This is a genomic window from Collinsella aerofaciens (assembly GCF_015561195.1).
In the GTDB taxonomy this organism is placed as follows: domain Bacteria; phylum Actinomycetota; class Coriobacteriia; order Coriobacteriales; family Coriobacteriaceae; genus Collinsella; species Collinsella aerofaciens_AC.
The window spans coordinates 16,532-39,526 of record NZ_JADMSU010000008.1; the positions used below are offsets into that span (position 1 = coordinate 16,532).

Consider the following 22,995-nt stretch of genomic DNA (forward strand, 5'->3'; position numbering starts at 1 on the left):
CTACATCATCCCGCCTGCTCCCAGCAGCGGGCCCAATATGGACAGAAGCAACGCCGGCAAGATGAGCGTGCCGGTGGGAATCAGCAGCTTGACGGGCGCACGCTCGATCTCGCGCTCGACCGCGGCGCGATGAGCCGCACGGATCTCGCGACTTTGAGCGGCCAGCGTCTCGGCAAGTGGGGCACCCAGGGCGAGCGCCTGCCCCACCGTGATGGCAAAGGTCTCGAGCGCTCGCACGTCCAGGTCGCGCGCGGCGGCCAACAACTCGTCCTCACGCGTGCCCACGCCCACCTGCCACGCCATGCAGGCGCGCTCAAGGCGAAGAGCCAGCACTGACCGGCGGTTGGCGCAGAAAATCTCAAGCGCCGCATCAAACGAAAGACCGGCCGAAAGACCCAAGCGCACAACATCGATCATCTCGGACACTTCGCCGAGCGACACTCGCGCCGGGCCGCCCGCTCCAACCGCGCCCTTCACTCGCGCGGTCAGAGCATCGACCACCGAGCGACCCGCGGCAGCGACCAGCACCGCCTCGCGCTTGCAGGCCCCTGCGATCTTGCGTGCATCCGCCCGATCCAAACCCGTCGCGACAAATACACTCAGGGCGCACAGGCAAGCCGCAACTGCAACCGGGGCGCTCATAGCTCCACCCGCATAATGCGCCGGATAACCACCAGGGCAACGGCGTTGAGGGCAAGACCCAGCACCACAGCGCCCGCGCCGGCAGGCGTCGCAAGACCGCGACGAAAATCTGCCGAAAGCAGCGCCAACACCGCGCACATGCCCGCCGGCATCGCTGCGACCATATGCGCAGACATGCGAGCCTGCGACGTCTTAACATCCAGGCGGCGCTTGAGCTCAATGCGCTCCCCCACCATGCTCGACGCCTCGGACAGTAAGTCGGCAAGCGGAGCGCCGGTGCGCTGAGACACCTTAAGCGCCAAGGTCACAAGTGAAAGACCGGGGGCGTCGATACGCACGAGCAAGTCATCGAGCGCGTCGGTCGCCGAGACGCCGCAGTCGATCGCCGCCGCCACCCGCAAAAACTCGGTATGCACTGGCTCTTGCGCATGAGCGCCCACAAAGCGCATGCCCTGGGCCAGCGAATGTCCCGAGGCAAGCGACATGGAAAGTGCGGTAAACGCCTCGGGCATTGCCTCTTCTGCATCGTGTTGCTCGCGCCGGCTCTCAAAGCCATCCCGAGCGGCACCAACGGCAAACGGAGCAACAAGTCCCAAGGCAAATCCGAGGGGCGATAACGACACCATCGTTAGTAAAACGCAGCAGACACCGCTCGATAGCAGCAGAAACGCCAAACGTCCCGAAGCATCTTCGATCACGAGGCCAAGGCGATGCGCCGGAGCCAGCGATGCCCACGAACGGGCGATCTTTTTCAGCAGATCGTTTTCCACCAGCTCACGCGGCAGCTTCTCTGCCACCGTCTCGAGCGCCTGACGTGCCAGCTCCGCCGGCGGTACCTGCGGCACACGAGGTTCCGCCCCGCACGCCGTCGCGACAGAAAGCCCTGCCAAGCCCCCTACGACGAGGGGCACAGTGATCTCCATTCGTCCACCTCCTCTTGTGTGAGCGCCCCCGACCGCAGGCCTTCTGCGATAAACGGCGGCTCGCGGTCAAGCGTCCAGGTGCGCTCGGCGGCATCGAACGTCACATAGCGCTCGAGCTCTACGCCGCCCGATGCGGCGCGTCGCACCCCCGAATACGAGGAGACGAAACGCCTGCCATCGGCGTGGCGCTCGGACATCACGATGCCGTCGAGCGCCATGGCAATCTGCTCCTCGATGAGCTCGCTCGGCAGATCGATGCCATAACGTGCAAGCAACGTCAGACGCACCACGGTCTCCTGTTCTGAACCCGCATGAAGCGTGGTGAGCGACCCGTCGTGGCCCGTGTTCATGGCCTGCAACATGTCGCAGCACTCGGCACCGCGCACCTCGCCCACCACGATGCGGTCGGGGCGCATGCGTAGGGCATTAGTTACCAGGTCGCGGATCGTCACCGCGCCCTCGCCCTCAATTGAAGCCTCGCGCGCCTCTAGGCGCACCACGTGCGGATGATGCGCAAACTTGAGCTCGGCAGAGTCCTCGATCGTCACGATGCGCTCGCCGGTGGAAATCTCACATGACAACGCGTTGAGCAGGGTGGTCTTACCAGATCCCGTGCCCCCCGCAACCGCCAGGTCCTGTCGCAGCGACACCGCACACGACAGCAGCTGCGCATACCAAAGCGGCAGCGATCCCAACCCCACGAGCTCGTCCAGCGAGCAGATACGGTCCGAGAACTTTCGGATGGTGAGAATCGGTCCGTCAATCGCCACAGGCGGAATCACCGCGTTGACGCGATAGCCCGTTTTGAGGCGGGCGTTGACGATGGGGCTGCGCTCGTCGATACGGCGGCCAAGTGGCGAGATAATGCGGTCGATAAGCACACGGATCTGCTCATCATCCTCAAACGCATGCTCGATGGGGTGCAAGACGCCGCCGCGTTCAAAGAAAGCCGAGCGGCAGCCGTTGATCATGATCTCGGTAACGGTGTCGTCCTCGATGAGCGGCTGCAACGGCCCCAAGCCCACCACGTCATCCAAAATCTCGTCAATGATGGTCTCGCGCTCGGGCGTCGCGAGATCGGTCGGCTCCTCAACATTGAGCGCCGCCTCCACCGCAGGACGCAATTCCGAGCGGGCAAGTGCCGGGTCGATATAGGCGCTGATACGCGCCACTTCGTCGTAACCCATGCGGTCCATCACGGCGCGCTTGGTGCGTCGTTTCACAGCGCGGCGACGCCCCGCATCTACAGGCGCTGCCGCCGCCGCAGCGCCGGCAGCCTTAATCCTCGTTTGCAGGCTCATCGCTGATCACCCTCGCGCGACCAGGGAAGGCGGATACGCGGGCGTTCGGTACGCGTTGCACGGTCGGCGACCATATCGCTCCAAAGGCCGACGGCGCACCCCAGTTCCACGAGCATCTCGCGCGTGGCCTCGCGCACGCTAGTCGCGAAAGCGCTGGTCTGCCCCACCGCCTCGTCAGCGCGCCCAAACGCCATGAGCGCGGCGAGATCCTGCCCGCCATCGGCGATACGAATCTTGGAGCTCAACGCGCAGGCAATCTCAAAGCGCATGACGACGTCCTCGTCTGCCCCGCGCGCACCGAACCGGTTGAACACGGCGCTCATGCGCGTGCGCGGCACACCTACTCGACCTGCCAGTTCAATGACGCGCGATGCCGATGCCGCGGACGACACCGCCGCATCGCCAACGACCAGGCAACGGTCGCTCGCCGCCACCGCAGCCGCCACGGCGTCGCCCCAAAAGACCGAGGTATCGATAAAGACCACGTCGGATTCGCGACGCAGAACATCAAGCAGTAGCTCCACCGGACGTGCCATGAGCTCGGCTTGCTCGGGCGCCGCGACGGGACCCCAGAGCGTAACGCCCGGTGCCACGCGCATCGATGTGGCTACGATATCCGGCTCGGTGAGCGTGCCCGCCGCCGACGGCTCGATAAGTGCCGCCATATCGCGCGGAGCATCGACGCCTAACAAGTCGTAAAGGTTTCCAAACATCAGGTCCAGGTCGAGCACGGCGGCACGCAAGCCCAACAGCGACGATGTGTGTGCCATGGTGGCAACGATCGTCGACTTGCCGCAACCGCCCGAACCCGAAATGGCGCAGATGACCGGAGCTCGATGCGGCGAAGCGGCAGCGTCTGCCGGCGGCATCGGAGGCGGCGGGGCGGGCGTCGGTGACAGCGTCCCCGTCTCCCCCGCCGCAACCACACGCTGCGTCCAAGCCGGCATGGCAGCTTGTTCGGTCTGCGAGGCAGGCTCGTTCTGTGCAATCTGCTCATGCTGCATCAGCGACAGCTCGCCGCACCCGGCAAAGCCCTCAACTTCATCGAGTTCATCCGCCGGATTCACGCCGTGCACGTATCCCATATCTACAGCCGGGGAATCGCCAGCATGCTGCGCCGGCCCTCCAGCGTCATCGTATACAAGGGGGTTCCGGGGGCGCCGACCATGCTCGGCTTCCGCTTTTCCATAATCATCAACACGCGGGCCTCTTGTAGCGCGAGGCGCCCCGGGTTCCCTATCAACAAAAGCATCGGGCTCAATCGTCATGCGCCGATCGGAATCAACCGCTCCCTCGCCCGCGCGCCCGTTGCCGCATATACTGTGTGCAGCGATGACCTCGGTCGCCCCCGCGCGAAACAGCCCCTCGATATCCGACGGATCGAGCGCCTCTATCAACACGACCACGCGACTCACGCGGCCTTCGGCCGTCAGGCGCGCAACAGTCTTGCGCACATCTTCGGTATCAAACAGAGACGCCGCGATGATGGCAGCCCCGCGGCGCGACGGAAACGCCCGCGCCATGGAAATCAGCCCGTCCAGGTCACCCACGCGAAGCACCTGTGCACCCACATCACGGCCCTCGACTTCCCGCTGCAACAGCCCGTAATCGCCGCACGCACAGCACGCAAGCCAGATCGCCTTCATCACTCGTCGCCTCCGCTCTTTTTGCCGCGCGCCGTGGCGGGAATCGTCAAGCTGACCGTTCCCTTGCCCGAGGCTCCCAGCAGTTCCTTGACGTCTTCGGGGTCAGCCGCCAGCGTCACCCATTCGATCTTGCCCTCGCGCGTGGCACCGGAATCCTCACTGGTATCGATCACGTACGCGCCGCACAGCCGATCGGTTACGCCGTCTTTTTGCACATACACATCCACGTAGCTGCCCACGCCCGCAGCACCGCCGACCGAGTGCTCGGCATCGACCGCCACCGAAACGGCGACCTTGCCCTTAGGCACCTCGAGCTTGTGGCTCTCGGCCTTGGTGTAGACATTGCAGATCACGGCGTTTTTGGGAATACGCGAAGTCGTCACGTCGCCGCGCACCTGGCGCAGCTCGGTCGCCGTGTCACGCGGCAGCAGACTCGTCAGCCATTCCTGGGTTATGACATTGGTCTCATCGAGGGTCTCGCCCACATCGATATCGCGCGCCGCGACACATACCTCGACGCGGTCGCCACCGTACTTGGCCAAGGTCTCAGCCTGGACCTGTTCGGCTTGCGAGCGGATCGACGAGCCGTAAACCATGCAGAGCAGAGCAGCGAGCACGCCCGCGACCAGACTGATGGCGATGCGCTTGCTCTTGTTCACGGCCGCTCCTCTCATGGCAGTGCCGGGCGAATGCCCGTACCACCATTGTCTGGGCGGTCAGAGTGCAAAGCGGCGCAATCGCGATCTTGGTTTTCGATGTCAAACCAATCGCTGACCAAAAGCTGACCAGCCCGTCAAGCTCGTGGCAAGGTTTTGGTCGGCACGTCAGCAAACTGCATGTTTCGAGGCTTTTCCGCAGCAAAAAGCCGTCTCCCGAACAGTTGGGAGACGGCTGTCATAGGAAAAATCAATTACAGATGGACATCGGGATCGAGCATTTGAGCGCTCACGCGCATGGATGACGCCAGGTTTTGGAACGTTTCCAGACGCAGGCTGTCGATCTGCCCGGCGTCCTCGGCCTCGCGAACGGCACAACCTGGCTCATGGGTATGCGTGCAATCGCCAAACCGGCACGCGCGCGATGCCTCGACAATCTCGGGGAAGGCGCGGGCCAGACCCCGCTCGTGACCCACGAGCGGCAGGCTGCGCAGGCCCGGGGCATCGGCGATCACGCCGGCGTCGCCCGGCAGCGCCACCATCACGCGCGCGACGGTAGTGTGACGGCCCTGGTCGTCGCGTTCGCGCACACCGCCGGTCGCCAACGTATCGTGGCCCAGCAGTGCATTGAGCAGCGTCGACTTGCCGGCACCCGACTCGCCCAGAATCATGGCGCAGCTCCCGACAGGCACGCAGGCACGGACCTCGTCCAGGCCGCGGCCCTCGGCAGAGGACGTCACGATCACGCGCACGTCCGGACCCACCAGGCGGCGCACGCGGTCCAGATCGCGCTCGAGCTCCTCGGCATCGCAACGGTCAGCTTTGGTGAGTACCACCACCGGTTCGGCATCGCAGTCGAGCGCCAACACCAGCGAGCGCGCCACACGGTCGAGCAGCACCTCGCCGGCACCGAGCGCCTGCACGATTAGCACGCTATCCACGTTGGAGCAGAGCACCTGGCGCTCTCCGCGGGCACAGCCGCGCCAACGCTCAAAGCTCGTACGGCGCGGCAGCACGCATTCAATCACGCCCATATCGTGCCCGGGAGCACGGCGCACCGCCACACGATCGCCCACGGCAGGCAGCAGGACCTCGTCCCCACCGCGCGACTTGGCAAATCCCACGGCATGCTCGGCGCGGAAGGTATCGTCGGCAGTCGCCACCAGCGGAAACCCACGATCCAAGCGCACCACGGCGCCAAGCTGCATCTGCTCGGGCTCCTCGGCATGTGCGCAGAAATCATCAAAGGCAGCCTGCTGAGCTTCATCGACCGGCAGGTCATCAAACGCCGGAACATCCTGCAGCGCGTCGAGTCCCGGCACGCTTGCCAGCAGCTCCTCAGCAGACGCGGGAGCCTCGGTCGCGAGCTTCCGACGACGATCGCGCTTAGCCCGCGCCCCCGTCGTCTTTTTCTTCGCCTTAGCCTTCGCCTTGCCCACAAGCGCCTCCCAGCACCATAAATCACAACTGAACAGGTATTTTCCCACAAAAAAGAGTCGGTCGAGCAAATGCTCGACCGACTCACACACTTTCCCTCGGCCTTTATCATCCACACGGGAGAAAAGTCAGCAACGTCACCGCAGGGCCCGCCCCGGAAGCCCTTTCTCCCGAACGATCCCGCAGCGCGAAGCGCGAGGACCAGTGAGGGAGAAAGGGCGTGGGGCGGGCCCGGACGAGTGCGCTACTCCTTCTCAACCGCGCGCATGATCGCCTTGTAGATCTCCATCAGCGGGATAATCAGGAAGGCAAGGCCCAGCGCGGCAAGAACGCCCTTGAGCTCAAGCGTCACGGGGCCAAAGAACATCTCGGCAAGCGTCGGCTGCACGGTTACGATCACCGTCAGCACCAGCGCCAGCGCGGCGGAAGCCCACAGCCACTTGTTCTGCTTCTTCATGGTGAACAGCGACGCACGACGGCTGCGCATATTGAAGCAGTGGAAAATCTCGACCATGTTGAGCGTGATGAACGCCATCATCACGCCTTCCTCGTCGGCATTGCCGGCGATCATATCGGCGATGTGGATGTAGCCCATGTCAAAGTACACGCCCACAAAGAAGCTCGCCAGCACCAGCACGGTGATGATTAGGCCCTGGACCACACAGTCCAGGCCCATATTGCCGGCAAAGACGCCGTCCTTGGCGTTGCGCGGTTTGCGCTTCATGATGTCGCCCTCGGCATCCTCCATGCCCAACGCGAGCGCGGGGAAGCAGTCGGTAACTAGGTTCACCCACAGCAGCTGCACCGGCTGGAAGATGGTAAAGCCGATGAGCGTGGCGATAAACACCGAGAATACCTCGGCAAGGTTGGCCGAAAGCAGGAACTGGATGACCTTGCGGATGTTGTCGTAGATGCGACGGCCCTCTTCGCAGGCACCGATGATGGTGGCGAAGTTGTCGTCGGCAAGCACCATGTCGGCGACGTTCTTGGTGACATCGGTACCGGTGATGCCCATGCCCACGCCGATGTCGGCGCGCTTGATGGACGGAGCGTCGTTGACGCCGTCGCCCGTCATGGCCACGATCTGGTCGCGCGACTTCCAAGCCTCGACGATGCGGGTCTTGTGCTCGGGCTGGACGCGGGCGTACACGCCGTAATCCTCGATGTGCGCGTCGAGTTCCTCGTCGCTCATGCGATCGAGGTCGGCACCGGTGATGGCCTGGCTGCGATCGGCGACGATGCCCAGCTGCTTGGCGATGGCCACGGCGGTGTCGATGTGGTCGCCCGTGATCATGACGGTGCGGATACCGGCGTCGTGCGCCTCGCGTATGGCGTCGGCGACCTCGGGGCGGACCGGGTCAATCATGCCGGACAGGCCGCAAAAGACCAGGTCGTGCTCGAGCGCGGCGGGGCTGCAGTCGGCCGGGACCTCGGTGTAGGTGCGGCTTGCCAGCGCCAGCACGCGCAGGGCCTCGTCGGCCATGGCCTTGTTGGCGGCCACGAGCTCGGCACGACGCTCCTCGGTCAGTGGAACGACCTTGTCGCCGTCGTAGATATGGGTGCACAGGCCGATCACCACATCGGGCGCGCCCTTGGTGTACTGCTCATACTCGCCGTCCAGGGTCTCGACGACCACGGACATCATCTTGCGGCCCGAGTCAAACGGGGCCTCGCCCACACGCGGATGCTCGGCGGTCAGGCCGGTGAGCCCCGCCTTGCCGGCGTCGTTGACGAGCGCGCACTCAGTCGGCTCACCCACGGCCTCGCCCAGCTCCTCATCCCACTGGGCGTCGGAGCACAGAGCCATACCGGCCAGGAACTTCTCCTCAGGCGCGGCGAGCTCGTGCTTGACGACGGTCATCTTGTTTTGGGTAAGGGTACCGGTCTTGTCGGAGCAGATGGTCTGCGTGCAGCCAAGGGTCTCGACGGCAGAGAGCTTGCGGATAATCGCCTGGCGCTTGGCCATCTTGGTCACGCCAAGCGAAAGGACGATGGTCACGACGGCGACCAGGCCCTCGGGGATGGCGGCGACGGCGAGCGAGACGGCAACCATAAAGGTGTCGAGCAGGGCAGTCGGGTCGGTAAGGACGTTGCCCACGCCGTGGCGCAGGATGTCGACGCCAAAGATCACAACGCAGATGACGATAACCATAATGGTAAGGATGCGGCTGAGCTCGGCGAGCTTCACCTGCAACGGTGTGAGCTCTTCCTTGGCCTCGGCCAGGGCACCGGCGATCTTGCCCATCTCGGTATCCATGCCGGTGCCGACCACGACGGCGCGGCCGCGACCGTACACCACGGTGGAACCCATGTAGCACATGTTCTTGCGGTCGCCGAGCGGCACGTCATCGGTGCCCGCGGCAAGCTCAATCACGTCGGCGTGCTTCTCTACGGGCACCGACTCGCCGGTGAGTGCGGCCTCTTCGATCTTCATCGTGGCGCTCTCGAGCACACGGCAGTCGGCCGGGACGGAGTCGCCCGCCTCGAGCATGATAACGTCGCCGGGCACGAGCTCAGCGCTCGGCAGGTGCACGAGCTTGCCGTCGCGCAGCACCTTGGACTGCGCCGCGCTCATCTCCTGCAGGGCCTCGAGGGCCTCCTCGCTCTTGGCTTCCTGGACCACGCCCAGCACCGAGTTGACGATAACGACGAACATGATGATGAAGACATCGGCAAAGTCGGGCTCGCCCTTGACCATGCCCGTGAGTGCACTGATGACGGCGGCAACGATCAGCATGATGACCATGGGGTCGGCCATCTGCTCAAAGAAGCGCTTCCACAACGGTGTCTTCTCTGCTTCCTCGAGCTTGTTAGGGCCTGTCTTGGCGAGGCGCGACGACGCCTCGCCGGTGCTCAGGCCGAGGTTCTCATCGACACCCTGGTCGCTGAGCACCTCCGCCGCGGCGGACAGGTATTCCTTTTGCATATAGAGTCCCCTCCTGGGATTCGAGCCACTCAGCAGATTGATGCCCGATCATAATTCCCAGGAGAAGGGCAAGGGCTCATCAAGGCTGCCGTGCTGAGCGGCAGTTGATAGTGGGGCTATGGTACCCCAAAGCGGCGGGTCTAGCCAAAACATTCCAATTGGAAACACGGCTCGAGTGCAACGGTGCAGACCGTGTGATGCTCAATGTTGGTAAAACGTTTTTTCTTCGGCACTTCGTCAAACTGAAATATCGCCCAGATAGCAGCGGTAAGAGCAGTTGGTAAAATTTTTGCATATACCGTTTTTCCCGCAAAAAATGAACTTCTTAATCGGCATACGGTCGTTTTTTTGGGGTATTCGGTCGGTATTTCGTTATAATCAACTCGATTTTATTTCTTATGGTTTATCTATCAGCGCAAGACGATGTCAGATGGAGGTCTGAATGTACAAGCGCACTAAGATTGTATGCACCATGGGTCCCGCCTGCGATAGCGACGAGACCATCCGCGAGATGATCAAGGCGGGCATGAACGTCGCCCGTTTTAACTTCTCGCACGGATCCTACGACGAGCACCACGGTCGCATCGAGCGCGTCCGTCGTATTTCCAAGGAGCTCGGTCTGCCCGTCGGCATCCTGCTCGACACCAAGGGCCCCGAGGTCCGCACCGGCCTTCTGGTCGACGGCAAGAAGGTTGCCGTCAAGACCGGCGACAAGATTGTCGTCACCGCTCAGCCCACGTCCGAGGATTTCCACGGCACCGCCGAGCACATCTCCCTCGACTACCTGGCTCTGCCCTCCGAGGTCGAGAAGGGCTCCCTCATCCTGATCGATGACGGTCTGGTTGCCCTCGAGGTCGAGTCCGTCAGCGGCCAGGACATGACCTGCGTCGTCAAGAACGACGGCCTGATCGGCGAGCGCAAGGGCGTCAACATGCCCAACGTCAACATCTCGCTGCCCGCCATCACCGAGCGCGATCGTCAGGACATCCTCTTTGGCCTGACCGAGAACATCGACTACATCGCCGCTTCCTTCATCCGTGACGGCGAGTCCGTCCGCGGCATCCGCGAGCTTTGCCGCGAGAACGGTGGCGAGCACGTGACGATCTTCCCGAAGATCGAGTGCGCCCTGGGCGTCGAGAACTTTGACGAGATCCTCGAGGCTTCCGACGGCATCATGGTCGCCCGTGGCGACCTGGGCATCGAGATCAAGCCCGAGCTCGTTCCCCACATCCAGAAGGAGATCATCGCCAAGTGCAACGCGGCTTACAAGCCCGTCATCACCGCTACGCAGATGCTCGACTCCATGCAGCAGAACCCGCGCCCGACGCGCGCCGAGGTTGCCGACGTTGCTAACGCCATCTACGACGGCACCGACGCCGTTATGCTCTCTGGCGAGTCCGCTGCCGGTAAGTACCCGGTCGAGGCCGTCAAGATGCAGGCCAGCATCGCTCTCGAGACCGAGAAGTACCTCCCGGCCCACGCTCCGCTCGAGGTTCCGGCCGATGCTCACGGCACCCGCGTCGTCAACAACGTTGTGGGTATGTCCGCTGTGAACATGGCTACCACCGTTGGCGCCAAGTGCATCACCGTGCCGACGACCACCGGTCGTACCGCTCGCCTGATCTCGCACTTCCGTCCCAACATGCCGATCTGCGCGTTCTCCCGCCACGAGTGGGCCGTCCAGCAGATGATCATGTACTGGGGCGTTATCCCGCACCAGGCCGAGATTACCCAGGGCACCGTCAACGGCACGATTGTCAAGGCGATCGAGACCGCTAAGGAGCTCGGCTACGTCGAGGCCGGCGATCTGACCGTCGCCACCGCCGGCGATCCCCGCATGAGCGTCCAGCTCGAGGACAAGGTCTCCTCGACCAACGTCGCTTACGTCGCTCAGGTACGCTAAATCGCACTTGCAAGCAGATTTGCATTGCAAAGGGCCCGGAAGGCTTTGCCTTCCGGGCCCTTTTTTAAACCTTCTTCGTATGCCGCTTCATCGATTTGTGATCAGTCGCGAGCCTTTCCGATACTGAGTGCACCATCGAAGATGCCCTGCGACAGGAACTGTTGGTCAATTGGGATGAACTGTTCACCGTCAAGTCGTCGGCTAGCAGCTAGTGATCAGAGGGACTGCGGAAACGTCAGAAGCGGCAACGCGAGCCGCAAAGCCCGCCTCGGTCAGCTCGATGACCTCGGTAAACGTTGCGTCGAAGAACTCCTCGGTCAGCAGGCGGTATGGCGGATGATCGGGCTCACCGGGGTTTTCGCGCACGATCTCGTGTATAACGCCGATGGTCTTGAGTACATACTCCTTCTGGATGGGATACTGCCCGAAACGCGTCGCCGCAGTATACAGGCGATCGGTCGCGCGCGGAATCGAAACAATACCGAGCGTCTTGCCAAACCAGTCAAAGTCGCCTTGCTTTTTAATGCGGAATTCCTCGCACGGTTTGCCGCCGTGCGCCTCCAGGTACTGGTTCACGCGCGTATTCCATACGGTATCGGCCACCAGATGCGACCAGACTCCCAGTGTCAAATCGAGCAACGACTGCGCCACATCCTCAGACGCAAGCGAGAACTCACGAGCGCCGGGACCGATAACCGGCTCAGCATCCCTGTAGCGCTGGGGATAGTGCACGCGATTCAGTCGCTCGCGCTCCTCGACAATCGAGGTAGCCTCAGCGGGTTCGCCCGCGGGTGCGCCTTTAAGCAGCGGCGCCACATAGGTATCCCAGAACTCGTGCTCGCGCGGCTTAGGGATAGGCTCGGGCTTTGCAAAGTGCGTAATGCGATACGGAATGGGATCAGCGATACCGGGAACCATGTAGCCCACAAAAATGTCCGGAACCACGCAGCCAAACAAAAAGGCATTGCGGTCACGAACGCTATCGGCAAGCACGCCAGCACGCGCCAGCAAGCGCTCCGTTTGAGCGATATGAATGTTCCAACTTGGCATAGCCACCCCCATAAAAAACCTGGATAACTATACCATCACGGCAAAGCCGCGCGGGCGGCTACGCACGCTCTACGCAGCAACTATTCTGTAGCACCGCTTTCGGTTCCATACGACGGCACGGGCGCCTCGACCACATGGTGATATCGATCGATATAGATTGCACGGGCCCCCAGGCGTCGCACCAAATCCTGGTGATGCGTGCTCATCAAAACCGTCTTACCAGCAGCAACGTAGGCCAGCAAGAAGTTGACCACGATGTCGCATGAATCCTCGTCGAGCCCATTGGTTGGCTCGTCGAGGACCAAGATATCCGGGTTCATCGACACCACCGCAGCCAGCGCAACGCGCTTCTTTTGCCCGCCCGAGAGCTGATAGGGCGAGGCATCGACCAGGTCGGCAACTTGAAACAGCTCCATGGCATCGCGCACGCGGCGGTCGAGCTCGTCTGCCGGAAGTCCCATCTGGGCGGGGCCAAACGCAACTTCCTCGCCGACCGTGGCGCAAAAGAGCTGAGCATCGGCGTTCTGGAACACAAAGCCCACGCGCTGATGGAACCGTTGAGCGGCCGCGGAATCCTTGAGATACGCTGCGTCAACCACGCGTCCATCAAACAGATACGTGCCGGCATCCGCGAGCTCAAGGCCATTGATGAGCCGCATGATCGTGGTCTTGCCGCAGCCGTTGGGACCGAGCAGGGCAACGAGTTCACCACGATCGACCTGCAGCGACACACCATCGACAACCGTATGCCCCGCATAGGAGAACACCACGTCGCGCAGCTCGATGAGCGGCGCGACCTTGGTGCCGCCCGCACCGTTCGTGCCCGCCGCACCATTCATATCGATCGTCAAAACGTCGCCCTTCCCTATTTGCATCCCCAGTCGGAACCAGCAGCGCCTACAGCACGGCGCACAACACTGCCAGCAGCGCCACGCCGGCCGCATAGATTGCATCGCGCCAGCCAAACCCGCCGCGTGCAGGCGCCGGATACACGCCGGCAAAGCCGCGGCAAAGCATAGCCTCGTCCATCGCGCTGCTGCATTCCATCGCCTTGATAAAGGTCATGCCCATGATACCCGCCAGCGAGTCGGTGCGCGAAAAACCCGCAGGTGCACGGCCAACGCTGCGCAGCATGACCGATTCGCACAGATCGTGCGCCGTGCGTCCCAGCACCTCGATATGCTTGAGCGCCATATCAAACGTAAAGATAACTTCGTCGGGTAGATGTAGCATCTTGAGCGCCGCCGACATGCGGCTCCACGTGAGGGTCCACGAAACACCCAGCACCAGCGACACATTAATAAACGTCTTGAGCGCGATCTTGAGCATGGCACCCGTGGCAGACGCGCCCAGCAGCAGGGCAGGCAGTGCCAGAACCACCGCGAGCCCCGCAGCGCCAAGCGCCGGCACAAAGGTTGCCCGCAGCCCGCGTACGGGGCGCACGGCAACGAGCACCAGCGCGATAGCCGCCATCAACATGAGGTACAGCGGGCTCTGCGTCAGGCACACGCACAGAACGCAAACGAACATCCCTACCAAACGCACCGGGGCCGAAACGGAAGAAAGGGCGCGGTCGATTATCGACCCGCCCTTGTGTGCGCCGCCGCCCAGGCGAACCCGCTCAAGCAGGCTCGCCAGGTGCAGGACGTTCTTTTGCATCACACGATGTCGAGCCCCCGCGGGCTCGTAACGCTGCTCGACCGCGAGCCAGCTAGGCAGCTCGGCTATTGCCATGAGCACCGCTTTCCTTAACCGTCAGCGAGATCAGACGAAATGCGATGGTGAGCACCGCCACGCCAATCACGCCGGACAGGATATACATGGCAGCCTGGCCGGCAAAGCCAAGACCCTGTTCCTCGGAATAGGCCTGCAGGTAATCACCCGTAGGCAGAGCATCGGCAAAGGTCGGGGTATCGAGGCCGACCGAAGCCTGCAGGCTGTCGTCGCCAGCCTCCTGAACGGCGGTCGCGGCGCCCTCGGCGTCCCATTCACCCCAGGCGTCACCGGTGGCAAGCAAGCCGAGCGGCGTAGCCACGACAAGCACGGCGACCAGAATGAGCGTAGGGATCAGGGAAGTCTTCTTGGCGGTACCATCGGCGGCAAGCTGGCCATCGGCGGCCTCGGGGCCGACGATAATGCTCGGCGCCGTCTTCTTAATGAAGCCGTAGATGGCGGCCGTCGCCACGCCCTCGACCACGCCGGCAACCAGCATATGCGGGACCAACATGGCCGGAATAGCCACGGACAGCGGGAAGGGGCAGTACAGCGGAGCGCCCGAAGCGTTGGTGAAGAGCATCGGCTGAATGCCAAACTCGATCGCCGCGCACAGGGCCGCCAGACACAGGCCGACCCAACCGCTCACGATGGCAGAAACCGAGGTGCCCCAGCTCTTGTCGTTCAGACGGCTGTTGAGCGCACGGAACACGATAGCAGCGGTAAACGGCAGCACAAAGGCCATGTTAAAGCAGTTGGCGCCAAAGGACAGAACGCCGCCGTCGCCAAACAGCAGCGCCTGCAGCGCCAGCGCGACCGAAACCGCGATGGCAGCGGCCTCGGGACCCAGCAGCAGTGCGATGAGCGCACCACCAACGGCGTGACCAGTGGTGCCACCGGGCAGCGGCACGTTGAACATCATGAGCAAGAAGGAGAATGCGGCGCAAATGCCCAGGAACGCCATATGCTCGCGATCGAGCGTGGCGCGTACCTTTTTGATGCAATGGACCCAAACGGGCACCATCGCCACCGCCATAACGGCATCGGTCTGCGGGGACAGATAATTATCGGGAATATGCATGAGCCCTCTCAATCAGAACGTTGCGTGTTACGTTTCCAACAATCCGTAACACCGACTCTGCATACTAACAAAAAGGCGCACCGCCCACAACGCAGCACGCCCTTGCAATACGTACGTTATTAACCCAGGTCCACGCACCGTCCAATAAAGGCCCATGCACTCCCAACTTTCCGGTCACCCGGAAGAAGGTACGGTCCGCTCGCAACAAGGTTAACGCAGGAACCCGCCCCCGAGAGGGGTTTTCTAAGGCAACATCCCGCAGCCGCGAAGCGGCGAGGAAGTTGCCGTGAAAACCCCGCAGGGGGCGGGTTCCGAACGGCAAAGATTACGAGCGAACCTCGCCGTTTACGCCCTTGCACACCTTGGTGACGATCTTCTGGTGCGCCTTCTCGACCTCTTCGCTGGTAAGCGTGTGGTCCTCCGAGCGATACGTGAGCGCGAAGGCCATGGACTTCTTGCCCTTGCCGATGCGGACCGGATCGCGGTAGACATCGAACAGGCGCACGCCCTCGAGCAGCTTGCCGCCGGCACTCGTAATACGACGCTCAAGATCCTCGCAGGTCACAGTGTTGTCGACCACGATAGCAAGGTCGTGCTCAACGGCCGGGTACTGCGAGAACTCACGGTAGTTCTCCTGATTGCGGGCGCCCTTGATCAGCTTGTCCAGATCGAGCTCAAAGGCAACGACGACCTCATCGATGCCCATAGCCTCGCGCGCCTCGGGGTGAATCTCGCCGACCCAGCCCAGCACGGTTCCGCCGGACAGAACCTCGGCCGCACGACCCGGCTGCAAGAAAGCGTAGCCCTCGCCCTCGACGGGACGGAAGCGAACCTTCTCGATGCGCAGCTGGGCGAGCAGCTCCTCGACAATGCCCTTGCCAAAGAAGAAGCGCAGCTTGCGGTACTTCATGTTCCAGGACTGCTCGCTCCACTGGCCCGAGAGCACACCCGCCACGGACTTGGTCTCCTTGGGCAGGCTGGCGTTCTCACGACCGTGGAACAGGCTGCCGACCTCGTACAGGTGCACGTTGGGCGTACCGTGCGCCTCGTTGTAGGCCACGGACTGCAGCAGGCCCGGCAGCAGCGAACGACGCATCTCGGTCTGCTCGGCCACCAGCGGGTTCATGAGCACCACGGGGCAGCCGCGGCCTTCGGTGGACATGCCAATCTTCTCCAGGTCGCCCGGGGCGGCAAAGCCAAAGGTCGTGGTCTCGTTGAGGCCACAGGCGCGCAGGATCTCGCCGACCTTGCGGGTGAGCTTCTGCTCGCGCGTCAGGCCGCCGATGTGGTTCTTGGCAGCCGGAATGGTCGCCGTGACGCGGCCCATGCCCCACAGGCGCAGGACCTCCTCGATCAGGTCGATCTCACGCGGCAGGTCGGGACGGAAGCTCGGCGGCGTGACCATAAAGTCCTCGCCGTCGCGCTCGACGGTGCAGCCCAGGCGGGTGAGCGAGCGCTCGATAAAGTCGGGCTCGATGTCGGCACCGCAGATGGCGTGCACGCGGGCCAGGCGCAGCTTAATGCTGTCGATGGTCTTGGGCGCGGGGAAAACATCGACATAGCCGGGAGCAACCTCGCCGCCGGCGATCTCTTCGATGAGCGCGCAGGTAACGTTGGCGACATCCACGCAGCCGGTCTCGTCAACCTGGCGCTCAAAGCGAATGGAGGCGTCGGAGATCAGCGACAGATCGCGGCTGGTGTGCGAGGTGCGACCGGCGTTGAAGCAGGCGCTCTCGACCATCACGTCGACGGTGTCATCCTCGATCTCGGAATCCATGCCGCCCATAACGCCGGCCAACGCCACGGGGCGCTCGCCGTCGGTGATGAGACCCATGCCGGCGTCGAGCGTGCGTTCCTCGCCGTCGAGCGTCGTGAATTTCTCATCCTGCTGGGCGGCGCGAACCACCACGCGACGGTGGCCATCGCGCTCGGCAAAGGTGTCCAGGTCAAAGGCGTGCAGCGGCTGACCGGTAAGCATCATCACATAGTTGGTGATGTCGACGATGTTGTTGTGCGGGCGCACGCCCAGAGCGTTGAGGCGCTTGACCATCCAGTCGGGCGACGGGCCGACCTTCACGTTGCGCACGATGCGGGCGACATAGCGGTCGCACAGGCCCTCGTCGGCGATCTCGACGGAAAGCTCGTCGTCGGTCGCGCGGCCGGTCTCGGCCTTGATGGCGGGCAGCTCAACGTGGAAATCGCGGTCGAAGATGGCGCCGGTCTCGCGGGCCATGCCGATCATGGACAGGCAGTCGGGACGGTTGGGCGTGATCTCGCAGTCGAGCACGGTGTCGCTCGAGCCCACGTACTCGGCAAACGGCATGCCGCAGGGCGTATCCTCGGGCAGGATCATGATGCCGGAGTGGTCGCCGCCCAGGCCGAGCTCGCGCGCGGAGCAGTTCATGCCCATGGACACGACGCCGCGCAGTTTGCTCTTCTTGATCTTGACGTCGCCAGGCAGAACTGCGCCGATCATGGCCGTGACGATGTGGTCGCCGGCCTCGAAGTTCTGCGCGCCGCAAACGATCTGCAGCGGAGCGGGGTTGCCATCGGCGTCGAGGTTCTTGTCGCCCACGTCGACCGAGCACACATACATATGGTCGCTATCGGGGTGCGGGGTCTTGGTGAGCACCTTGGCAGTCACCACGTGGTCGAAGGACTCGCCCACGGTGTCGATCGCCTCGACCTCGGTGCCGGTACGGATATATTCGTCCGAAAGAGTCTTGGGATCCTCCGGAATATCGATCATGGTCTTGAGCCAGTCGTAAGAAACGCGCATCTAACTGGTCTCCTTTCATCTGTAACGCCTGCATTAAACAGACGGAAAACTCCAGCTACGGAGACGGGTTTCCGAGGTGCCGCAGATTGCCTTGAAAGAGGAGGGCCGCGTACTTAGGTACGCAACCGACGATTGAAAGGCAAGGTGCGGTGGCTCGGGAAGCCGCCGGGACAGGTCAACTTAAAATTGGTTCAAGAAGCGCATATCGCCTGTCATGAGCGTTCTGAGGTCGGGCAGGTCGTAGCGCAGGGCCGCGACGCGCTCGGCGCCAATACCAAAGGCGAAGCCGGTGTACTTCTCGGGATCAATGCCGCAGTTGATGAGCACGTTGGGGTCGACCATGCCGCAGCCCAGGATCTCGATCCAGCCGCTGTGCTTGCAGAAGTTGCAGCCCTTGCCGCCGCACACGTGGCAGCTCACGTCCACCTCGCAGCTGGGCTCGGTGAAGGGGAAGAAGTGCGGGCGGTAGCGCGTCTTGCGGTCCTCGCCAAACATGCACTTAACAAAGTAGTCGAGCGTGCCCTTAAGGTCGCCAAAGGTGATGCCCTCGTCGACGACCAGGCCCTCGATCTGGTTGAACTGCGGCAGGTGGCAGGCGTCGGCCGTGTCGGGGCGGTAGACGGTGCCCGGGCAGATCATGTAGATGGGCGGCTTTTGCGACTCCATGGTGTGGATCTGCACGCCCGAGGTCTGGGTGCGCAGCAGCACGTCGGACTCGCCGTGGGCGTGGGCCTCGGGGTGCGCGACGCTACCGGGGTTGTTGTCAACCACGTAGAACGTGTCGCGGGCCGAGCGGCTCGGGTGATCCATGGGGGCGTTGAGCGCGGTGAAGTTGTAGTAGGAGGTGTCGACCATGGGGCCGGACTCGACGGTATAGCCGATGCCGCAGAAGATGTCCTCGGCCTCCTCGATGATCTGCTTGATCAGGTGCTGGTGACCGATCTGCGGACGGACGCCCGGCAGCGTGATGTCGACGGCGTCGTGCTCCAGTGCGCGCTTGAGGGCGGCGGCCTTCATCTCGGTGTTGCGCTCGTCGAGCATGCCCTCGATCAGCTGGCGCATCTCGTTGGCGCGTTTGCCCATAACGGGGCGATCCTCGGGGGCGAGCTTGCCCATCATGCGCATCAGGCCGGTGATGCGGCCCTTGCGGCCGAGCAGCTCAACGCGCGCAGCCTCGAGCTTGGCGGCGTCGTCGGCGCCTGCGACGAGCTCCTTGGCCTCTTCCTCGAGTTTGACCAGATCATCAATCAGACTCATGTCTTCCCTTTCGTCTCTCGCGCATTCGCTTGCCGGGGCGACCGATGCCACTTGGCGCTGCGAAAACGCGGCCCGGTTCGGTAACAAAAAACCGTCCTCGGGCATGTGCATTGCCCAAGGACGGTTGAATTCCGCGGTACCACCTTGTTTGACCCGGCGGATGTCTGGCCCGCCGCGCCCACTCTGCGCCCCTTATCGCGAGGCTCACGGCTTCCCTACTGGGGCTTCGCCGCCGCTGGCCGCGCGCCCGTTGAGGTTGCTGCTCGGGAGTGAACGCTTGGCCCTTGCCGCCGCAGGAAGGCTTGCAGCCCATGACCTTCCCTCTCTTGCCGGCGACGCGGCGGGCAAAACCCTCTCCGTCAACGCATTGGGCTATAGGATAACACATTCTGCGAGCATATCGCCGCGTTCCGTTTTGTTCGCGCTGGGTACAAGGCAGGTAGCTGTGCAAACTGGCCGCGCGCCCACCCGTGGCGCTCGACCTGCGAGATCAAGGATATGGTATGGGAAAGAGTAAAGATAAGAAGGCCAAGCCCGCAGCGGACAAGATGCCCAAGAGCATGAAGGTCGATAAGGCCGTCAAGAAGTTCCGCAAGCTCGAGGGCAAACTGTGGACCCGCGAGTACCTGCTCAAGATTGCCGAGTTTGACGGCGCGACCATTGCTCCCGCCAACGGCGCCGCAGCGCGCGCCGACGCCATGGGCACCCTTGCCGGCGAGCATCACGAGCTTCTGACCAGCAAAAAGTCTATCGAACTTGTGCGCTCGCTGGCACGCGAGACGGTCGCGGGCGGCAAGATCGACGACCCGCAGCTGCTCGACGAGATCCGCGTGCTCGGCCGCGACCAGCGCGAGGCGAGCGTCATCCCCACCGAGGAGGCCGAGGCCTGGACCAGGCTCACCTGCGAGGCGGACGCCGTGTGGCACAAGGCCAAGGCAGCCAACGACTGGGCGAGCTTTGAGACCTATGTGGATAGAATCGTCGCCCAACTTAAGCATCAGGCCGAGCTCATGGACCCCAAGCGCGATCCATACGACGTTTGGCTCGACCAGTACGAGCGCGGCCTTTCCGCCAAGAGCTTCGATGCGTTTTGCGATGAGGTCAAGGCCACGGTCGTGCCGCTCGTGCACGCCATCGGCGAGCGCGGCCAGCAGCCGGCTGCCGACTTTTTGCACGCCCACGTGCCCGAGGCCGCCCAGCGCGCCATGAGCTTCGACCTTATGAAGCTTGTCGGCCTGGACCTGGACGACACCACGCTTGCCTTTACCGAGCATCCGTTTAGCGAGGGCTTTGCCGTGGGTGATGCGCGCATCGCGACGCACATCTACGAGGACGATTGCATCTCCAACGTTTACAGCATCATCCACGAGGCGGGACACGCCATGTACGAGCTGGGCGTCAATCCCGCCTATGCGCGCACGTGCTTGGAGGGCGGCACCTCCATGGGCATCCACGAGAGCCAGAGCCGCTTTTTCGAGAACACCGTGGGTCGCAGCCGCGCCTTTATGGGCCCGCTGCTCGAGGTGCTGCGTCGTCACGCACCCGAGGTCTACGGCGACGTCGACGAAGACACGCTCTACCGCGCCGTGAACATCGCGCAGCCGTCGTTGATCCGCACCGAGGCCGACGAGCTCACCTATCCGCTGCATATTATGGTGCGCTACCAGATCGAGCGCATGCTGTTTGCCGGCGAGGCTACGGCCAAGGACATCCCCGCGCTTTGGAATCGCTTTATGGACGAGTACCTGGGCATTCCCGTTCCCGACGACACGCACGGCTGCCTGCAGGATACGCATTGGAGCGGCGGATCGTTTGGCTACTTCCCCACGTATGCGCTGGGTAGCGCCTACGATGCCATGTTTGTGCCGGCCATGTGCCGCGACGGTGTCGACCTCAATGGCGCCTGTGCGAGCGGCGACCTAGCACCCGTCCGCACCTGGCTGGGCGAGCACATTTGGCAGTGGGGCCGCGCCAAAGACGCGCCGGAGCTCATCAAGGGTGCCTGCGGCATGGACTTTGACGCCCGCTACTACTGCAGCTACCTGCAGGACAAGTTCACCACGCTGTACGAGTTGTAAGGATTGACCAGCACGCCATCGCCAACGCCAACCATGTTGACGCCAATGTCTTGGCAACGTCAGCGAAAACGACCCAAAGCGAGCAAGGTGACGTGAAATGAAAGGGCGCTGACCTTCTGGTCGCGCCCTTGAAATTGAACGTCAGATTGCCGCTTAGGGGCGTTTGCAGCGTCGAGTAGTTACGCGGTTTGGTAAAACCGCGTAACTACAGAGCCTCGAGTGCGTTGGCGATGCGCTTCATAGCGGCATCGGCGGATGCTTGGTCGGGCGCCTCGGCCAGCACGCGGATAACCGACTCGGTTCCGCTCTTGCGCACGAGCACGCGGCCCTCGCCTGCCAGCGCAGCCTCGGCCTCGGCGATGGCGTTCTGCACGCCCATGTTCTCGAGCGCGGCGTCCTTGTCCGCCACGCGCACGGCCACCTGCGCCTGCGGTAGCAGCTTGCACGGAGCCGTGAGCTGCGAGAGCGTCTCGCGCTCGGCGCGGATCACTTCCATCACGCGCAGCGAGGTCATAATGCCGTCGCCCGTGCGCTCGATATCGCCAAAGATCGTATGGCCCGTCTGCTCGCCGCCCAGGCTGTAACCGCCCTCGCGCATCTTGGCATACACGTGACGGTCGCCCACACCGCTGGTCACGGCGCTTAGGCCGGCAAGTTCCAACGACTTGATCAGGCCAAAGTTGCTGGCAATCGTCGGAACCACGGTACCGCCCGAAAGGCGACCGTGCTTGTTCAGGTACACGCCGCACACGTACAGGATCTGGTCGCCATCGACCACGCGGCCGCGCTCGTCCACGGCCAGGCAGCGGTCGGCATCGCCGTCGTAGGCAAAGCCCACGTCCAGGCCCTGCTCCACCACGTGGCGCTGCAGACGCTCCATATGCGTGGAGCCGCAGTCGACGTTGATGTTAAAACCATCAGGCGCGGCGTTGATCACGCGCACGTCGGCGCCCAGCGCGTCGAACACCGGCTTGGCCACCGAGGACGCCGAGCCGTTGGCGCAGTCGATGCCGATCTTGACGCCCTGCAGCGAAAAGTTCGCGCTGGCGATGAGCGAGGCAATATAGCGGTTGCGGCCCTGCATGTAGTCCACCGTGGCGCCGATGTGGTTGCCCGTGGCCAGCGGCACCTCGCTCTTGCCATCGACGTAGTCCTCGATGAGCTCCAGTACGTCCTCGTCCATCTTAAAACCGTCGCTATTGACGAGCTTAATGCCGTTATCGCAAAACGGGTTGTGGCTCGCGCTGATCATGATGCCGCAATCGAAGCAGCCTTCCACGGTCTGATGTGCTACGCCCGGCGTGGGGATCACGTGCAGCATATAGGCGTCCGCACCGCTCGCGACCAGGCCACTCACCAGCGCCGCCTCGAACATATAACTCGAGCGACGCGTGTCCTTACCCACGATGACGCGCGCCTTGCGCTCGCGGTTGGCGCCGTAATACCAGCCCACAAAACGGCCAATCTTATAAGCGTGCTCTACCGTCAGCCCAACGTTGGCCTCACCGCGAAAGCCGTCGGTGCCAAAGTACTTCATGCGCTCTCCTTACAAAATAGGGGCGAACAGATTGCCTGTCCGCCCCAAAATGGTACTCGATTATCT

General features: G+C 63.0%; 16 protein-coding genes. 2 read left to right on the forward strand and 14 right to left on the reverse strand.

Annotated elements, in window-relative coordinates:
* The 7 genes from I2H81_RS08055 to I2H81_RS08085 all read right to left on the reverse strand — a co-directional run bounded on the left by I2H81_RS08055 (position 1) and on the right by I2H81_RS08085 (position 9,531).
* A complete protein-coding gene (locus I2H81_RS08055; protein WP_055250542.1) occupies positions 1-642 on the reverse strand; it encodes a type II secretion system F family protein in 642 nt (213 codons plus the stop codon).
* Entirely contained in the window at positions 639-1,565 is a 927-nt protein-coding gene (locus tag I2H81_RS08060; protein WP_195645188.1) for a type II secretion system F family protein, read from the reverse strand. The genes I2H81_RS08055 and I2H81_RS08060 overlap by 4 nt, the downstream gene beginning before the upstream one ends.
* Positions 1,538-2,866, reverse strand: coding sequence for a CpaF family protein (locus I2H81_RS08065; protein WP_195645189.1), 1,329 nt, complete (start codon positions 2,864-2,866; stop codon positions 1,538-1,540). The genes I2H81_RS08060 and I2H81_RS08065 overlap by 28 nt, the downstream gene beginning before the upstream one ends.
* A complete protein-coding gene (locus I2H81_RS08070; RefSeq protein WP_195645190.1) occupies positions 2,863-4,512 on the reverse strand; it encodes a nucleotide-binding protein in 1,650 nt (549 codons plus the stop codon). Before I2H81_RS08070 ends, I2H81_RS08065 begins: the two co-directional genes overlap by 4 nt.
* Positions 4,512-5,171, reverse strand: a complete 660-nt coding sequence (gene cpaB, locus I2H81_RS08075) for a Flp pilus assembly protein CpaB (RefSeq protein ID WP_271817506.1) — start codon at positions 5,169-5,171, stop codon at positions 4,512-4,514. The genes I2H81_RS08070 and cpaB overlap by 1 nt, the downstream gene beginning before the upstream one ends.
* A gap of 251 nt (positions 5,172-5,422) precedes the next feature.
* Positions 5,423-6,376 carry a ribosome small subunit-dependent GTPase A gene (rsgA, locus tag I2H81_RS08080; protein WP_195645245.1) on the reverse strand — a complete coding sequence of 318 codons (954 nt, stop codon included), beginning with the start codon at positions 6,374-6,376 and terminating at the stop codon, positions 5,423-5,425.
* A gap of 473 nt (positions 6,377-6,849) precedes the next feature.
* Complete coding sequence (locus I2H81_RS08085) at positions 6,850-9,531, reverse strand: cation-translocating P-type ATPase (RefSeq protein WP_195645192.1); 2,682 nt, start codon at positions 9,529-9,531, stop codon at positions 6,850-6,852.
* 442 nt (positions 9,532-9,973) lie between these two features.
* Here I2H81_RS08085 and pyk point away from each other — a divergent pair, with 442 nt between their 5' ends.
* On the forward strand, positions 9,974-11,434 hold the full coding sequence (gene pyk, locus I2H81_RS08090; protein WP_117634311.1) for a pyruvate kinase: 1,461 nt from the start codon (positions 9,974-9,976) through the stop codon (positions 11,432-11,434).
* A 201-nt stretch (positions 11,435-11,635) separates the two neighbouring features.
* Here pyk and I2H81_RS08095 read toward each other — a convergent pair whose 3' ends face one another.
* The 6 genes from I2H81_RS08095 to pheS form a co-directional block, all read right to left on the reverse strand.
* Positions 11,636-12,484, reverse strand: a complete 849-nt coding sequence (locus I2H81_RS08095; protein ID WP_229108134.1) for a hypothetical protein — start codon at positions 12,482-12,484, stop codon at positions 11,636-11,638.
* A gap of 80 nt (positions 12,485-12,564) precedes the next feature.
* On the reverse strand, positions 12,565-13,335 hold the full coding sequence (locus I2H81_RS08100; protein WP_229108135.1) for an energy-coupling factor ABC transporter ATP-binding protein: 771 nt from the start codon (positions 13,333-13,335) through the stop codon (positions 12,565-12,567).
* A 46-nt stretch (positions 13,336-13,381) separates the two neighbouring features.
* Entirely contained in the window at positions 13,382-14,218 is an 837-nt protein-coding gene (locus I2H81_RS08105; protein WP_195645195.1) for an energy-coupling factor transporter transmembrane component T family protein, read from the reverse strand.
* Positions 14,196-15,278, reverse strand: a complete 1,083-nt coding sequence (gene cbiM, locus I2H81_RS08110; RefSeq protein WP_195645196.1) for a cobalt transporter CbiM — start codon at positions 15,276-15,278, stop codon at positions 14,196-14,198. The genes I2H81_RS08105 and cbiM overlap by 23 nt, the downstream gene beginning before the upstream one ends.
* 325 nt (positions 15,279-15,603) lie before the next feature.
* Positions 15,604-18,057: a phenylalanine--tRNA ligase subunit beta gene (gene pheT, locus I2H81_RS08115; RefSeq protein ID WP_195645197.1), complete on the reverse strand. Its 2,454-nt coding sequence runs from the start codon at positions 18,055-18,057 to the stop codon at positions 15,604-15,606.
* Between the two features lie 180 nt (positions 18,058-18,237).
* Entirely contained in the window at positions 18,238-19,314 is a 1,077-nt protein-coding gene (gene pheS / locus I2H81_RS08120) for a phenylalanine--tRNA ligase subunit alpha (RefSeq protein WP_117648217.1), read from the reverse strand.
* Positions 19,315-19,817: 503 nt separating this feature from the next.
* Here pheS and I2H81_RS08125 point away from each other — a divergent pair.
* Complete coding sequence (locus tag I2H81_RS08125; RefSeq protein WP_195645198.1) at positions 19,818-21,392, forward strand: carboxypeptidase M32; 1,575 nt, start codon at positions 19,818-19,820, stop codon at positions 21,390-21,392.
* A gap of 205 nt (positions 21,393-21,597) precedes the next feature.
* Here I2H81_RS08125 and glmM read toward each other — a convergent pair whose 3' ends face one another.
* Entirely contained in the window at positions 21,598-22,929 is a 1,332-nt protein-coding gene (gene glmM / locus I2H81_RS08130) for a phosphoglucosamine mutase (RefSeq protein ID WP_117637400.1), read from the reverse strand.
* Positions 22,930-22,995: the final 66 nt, after the last annotated feature.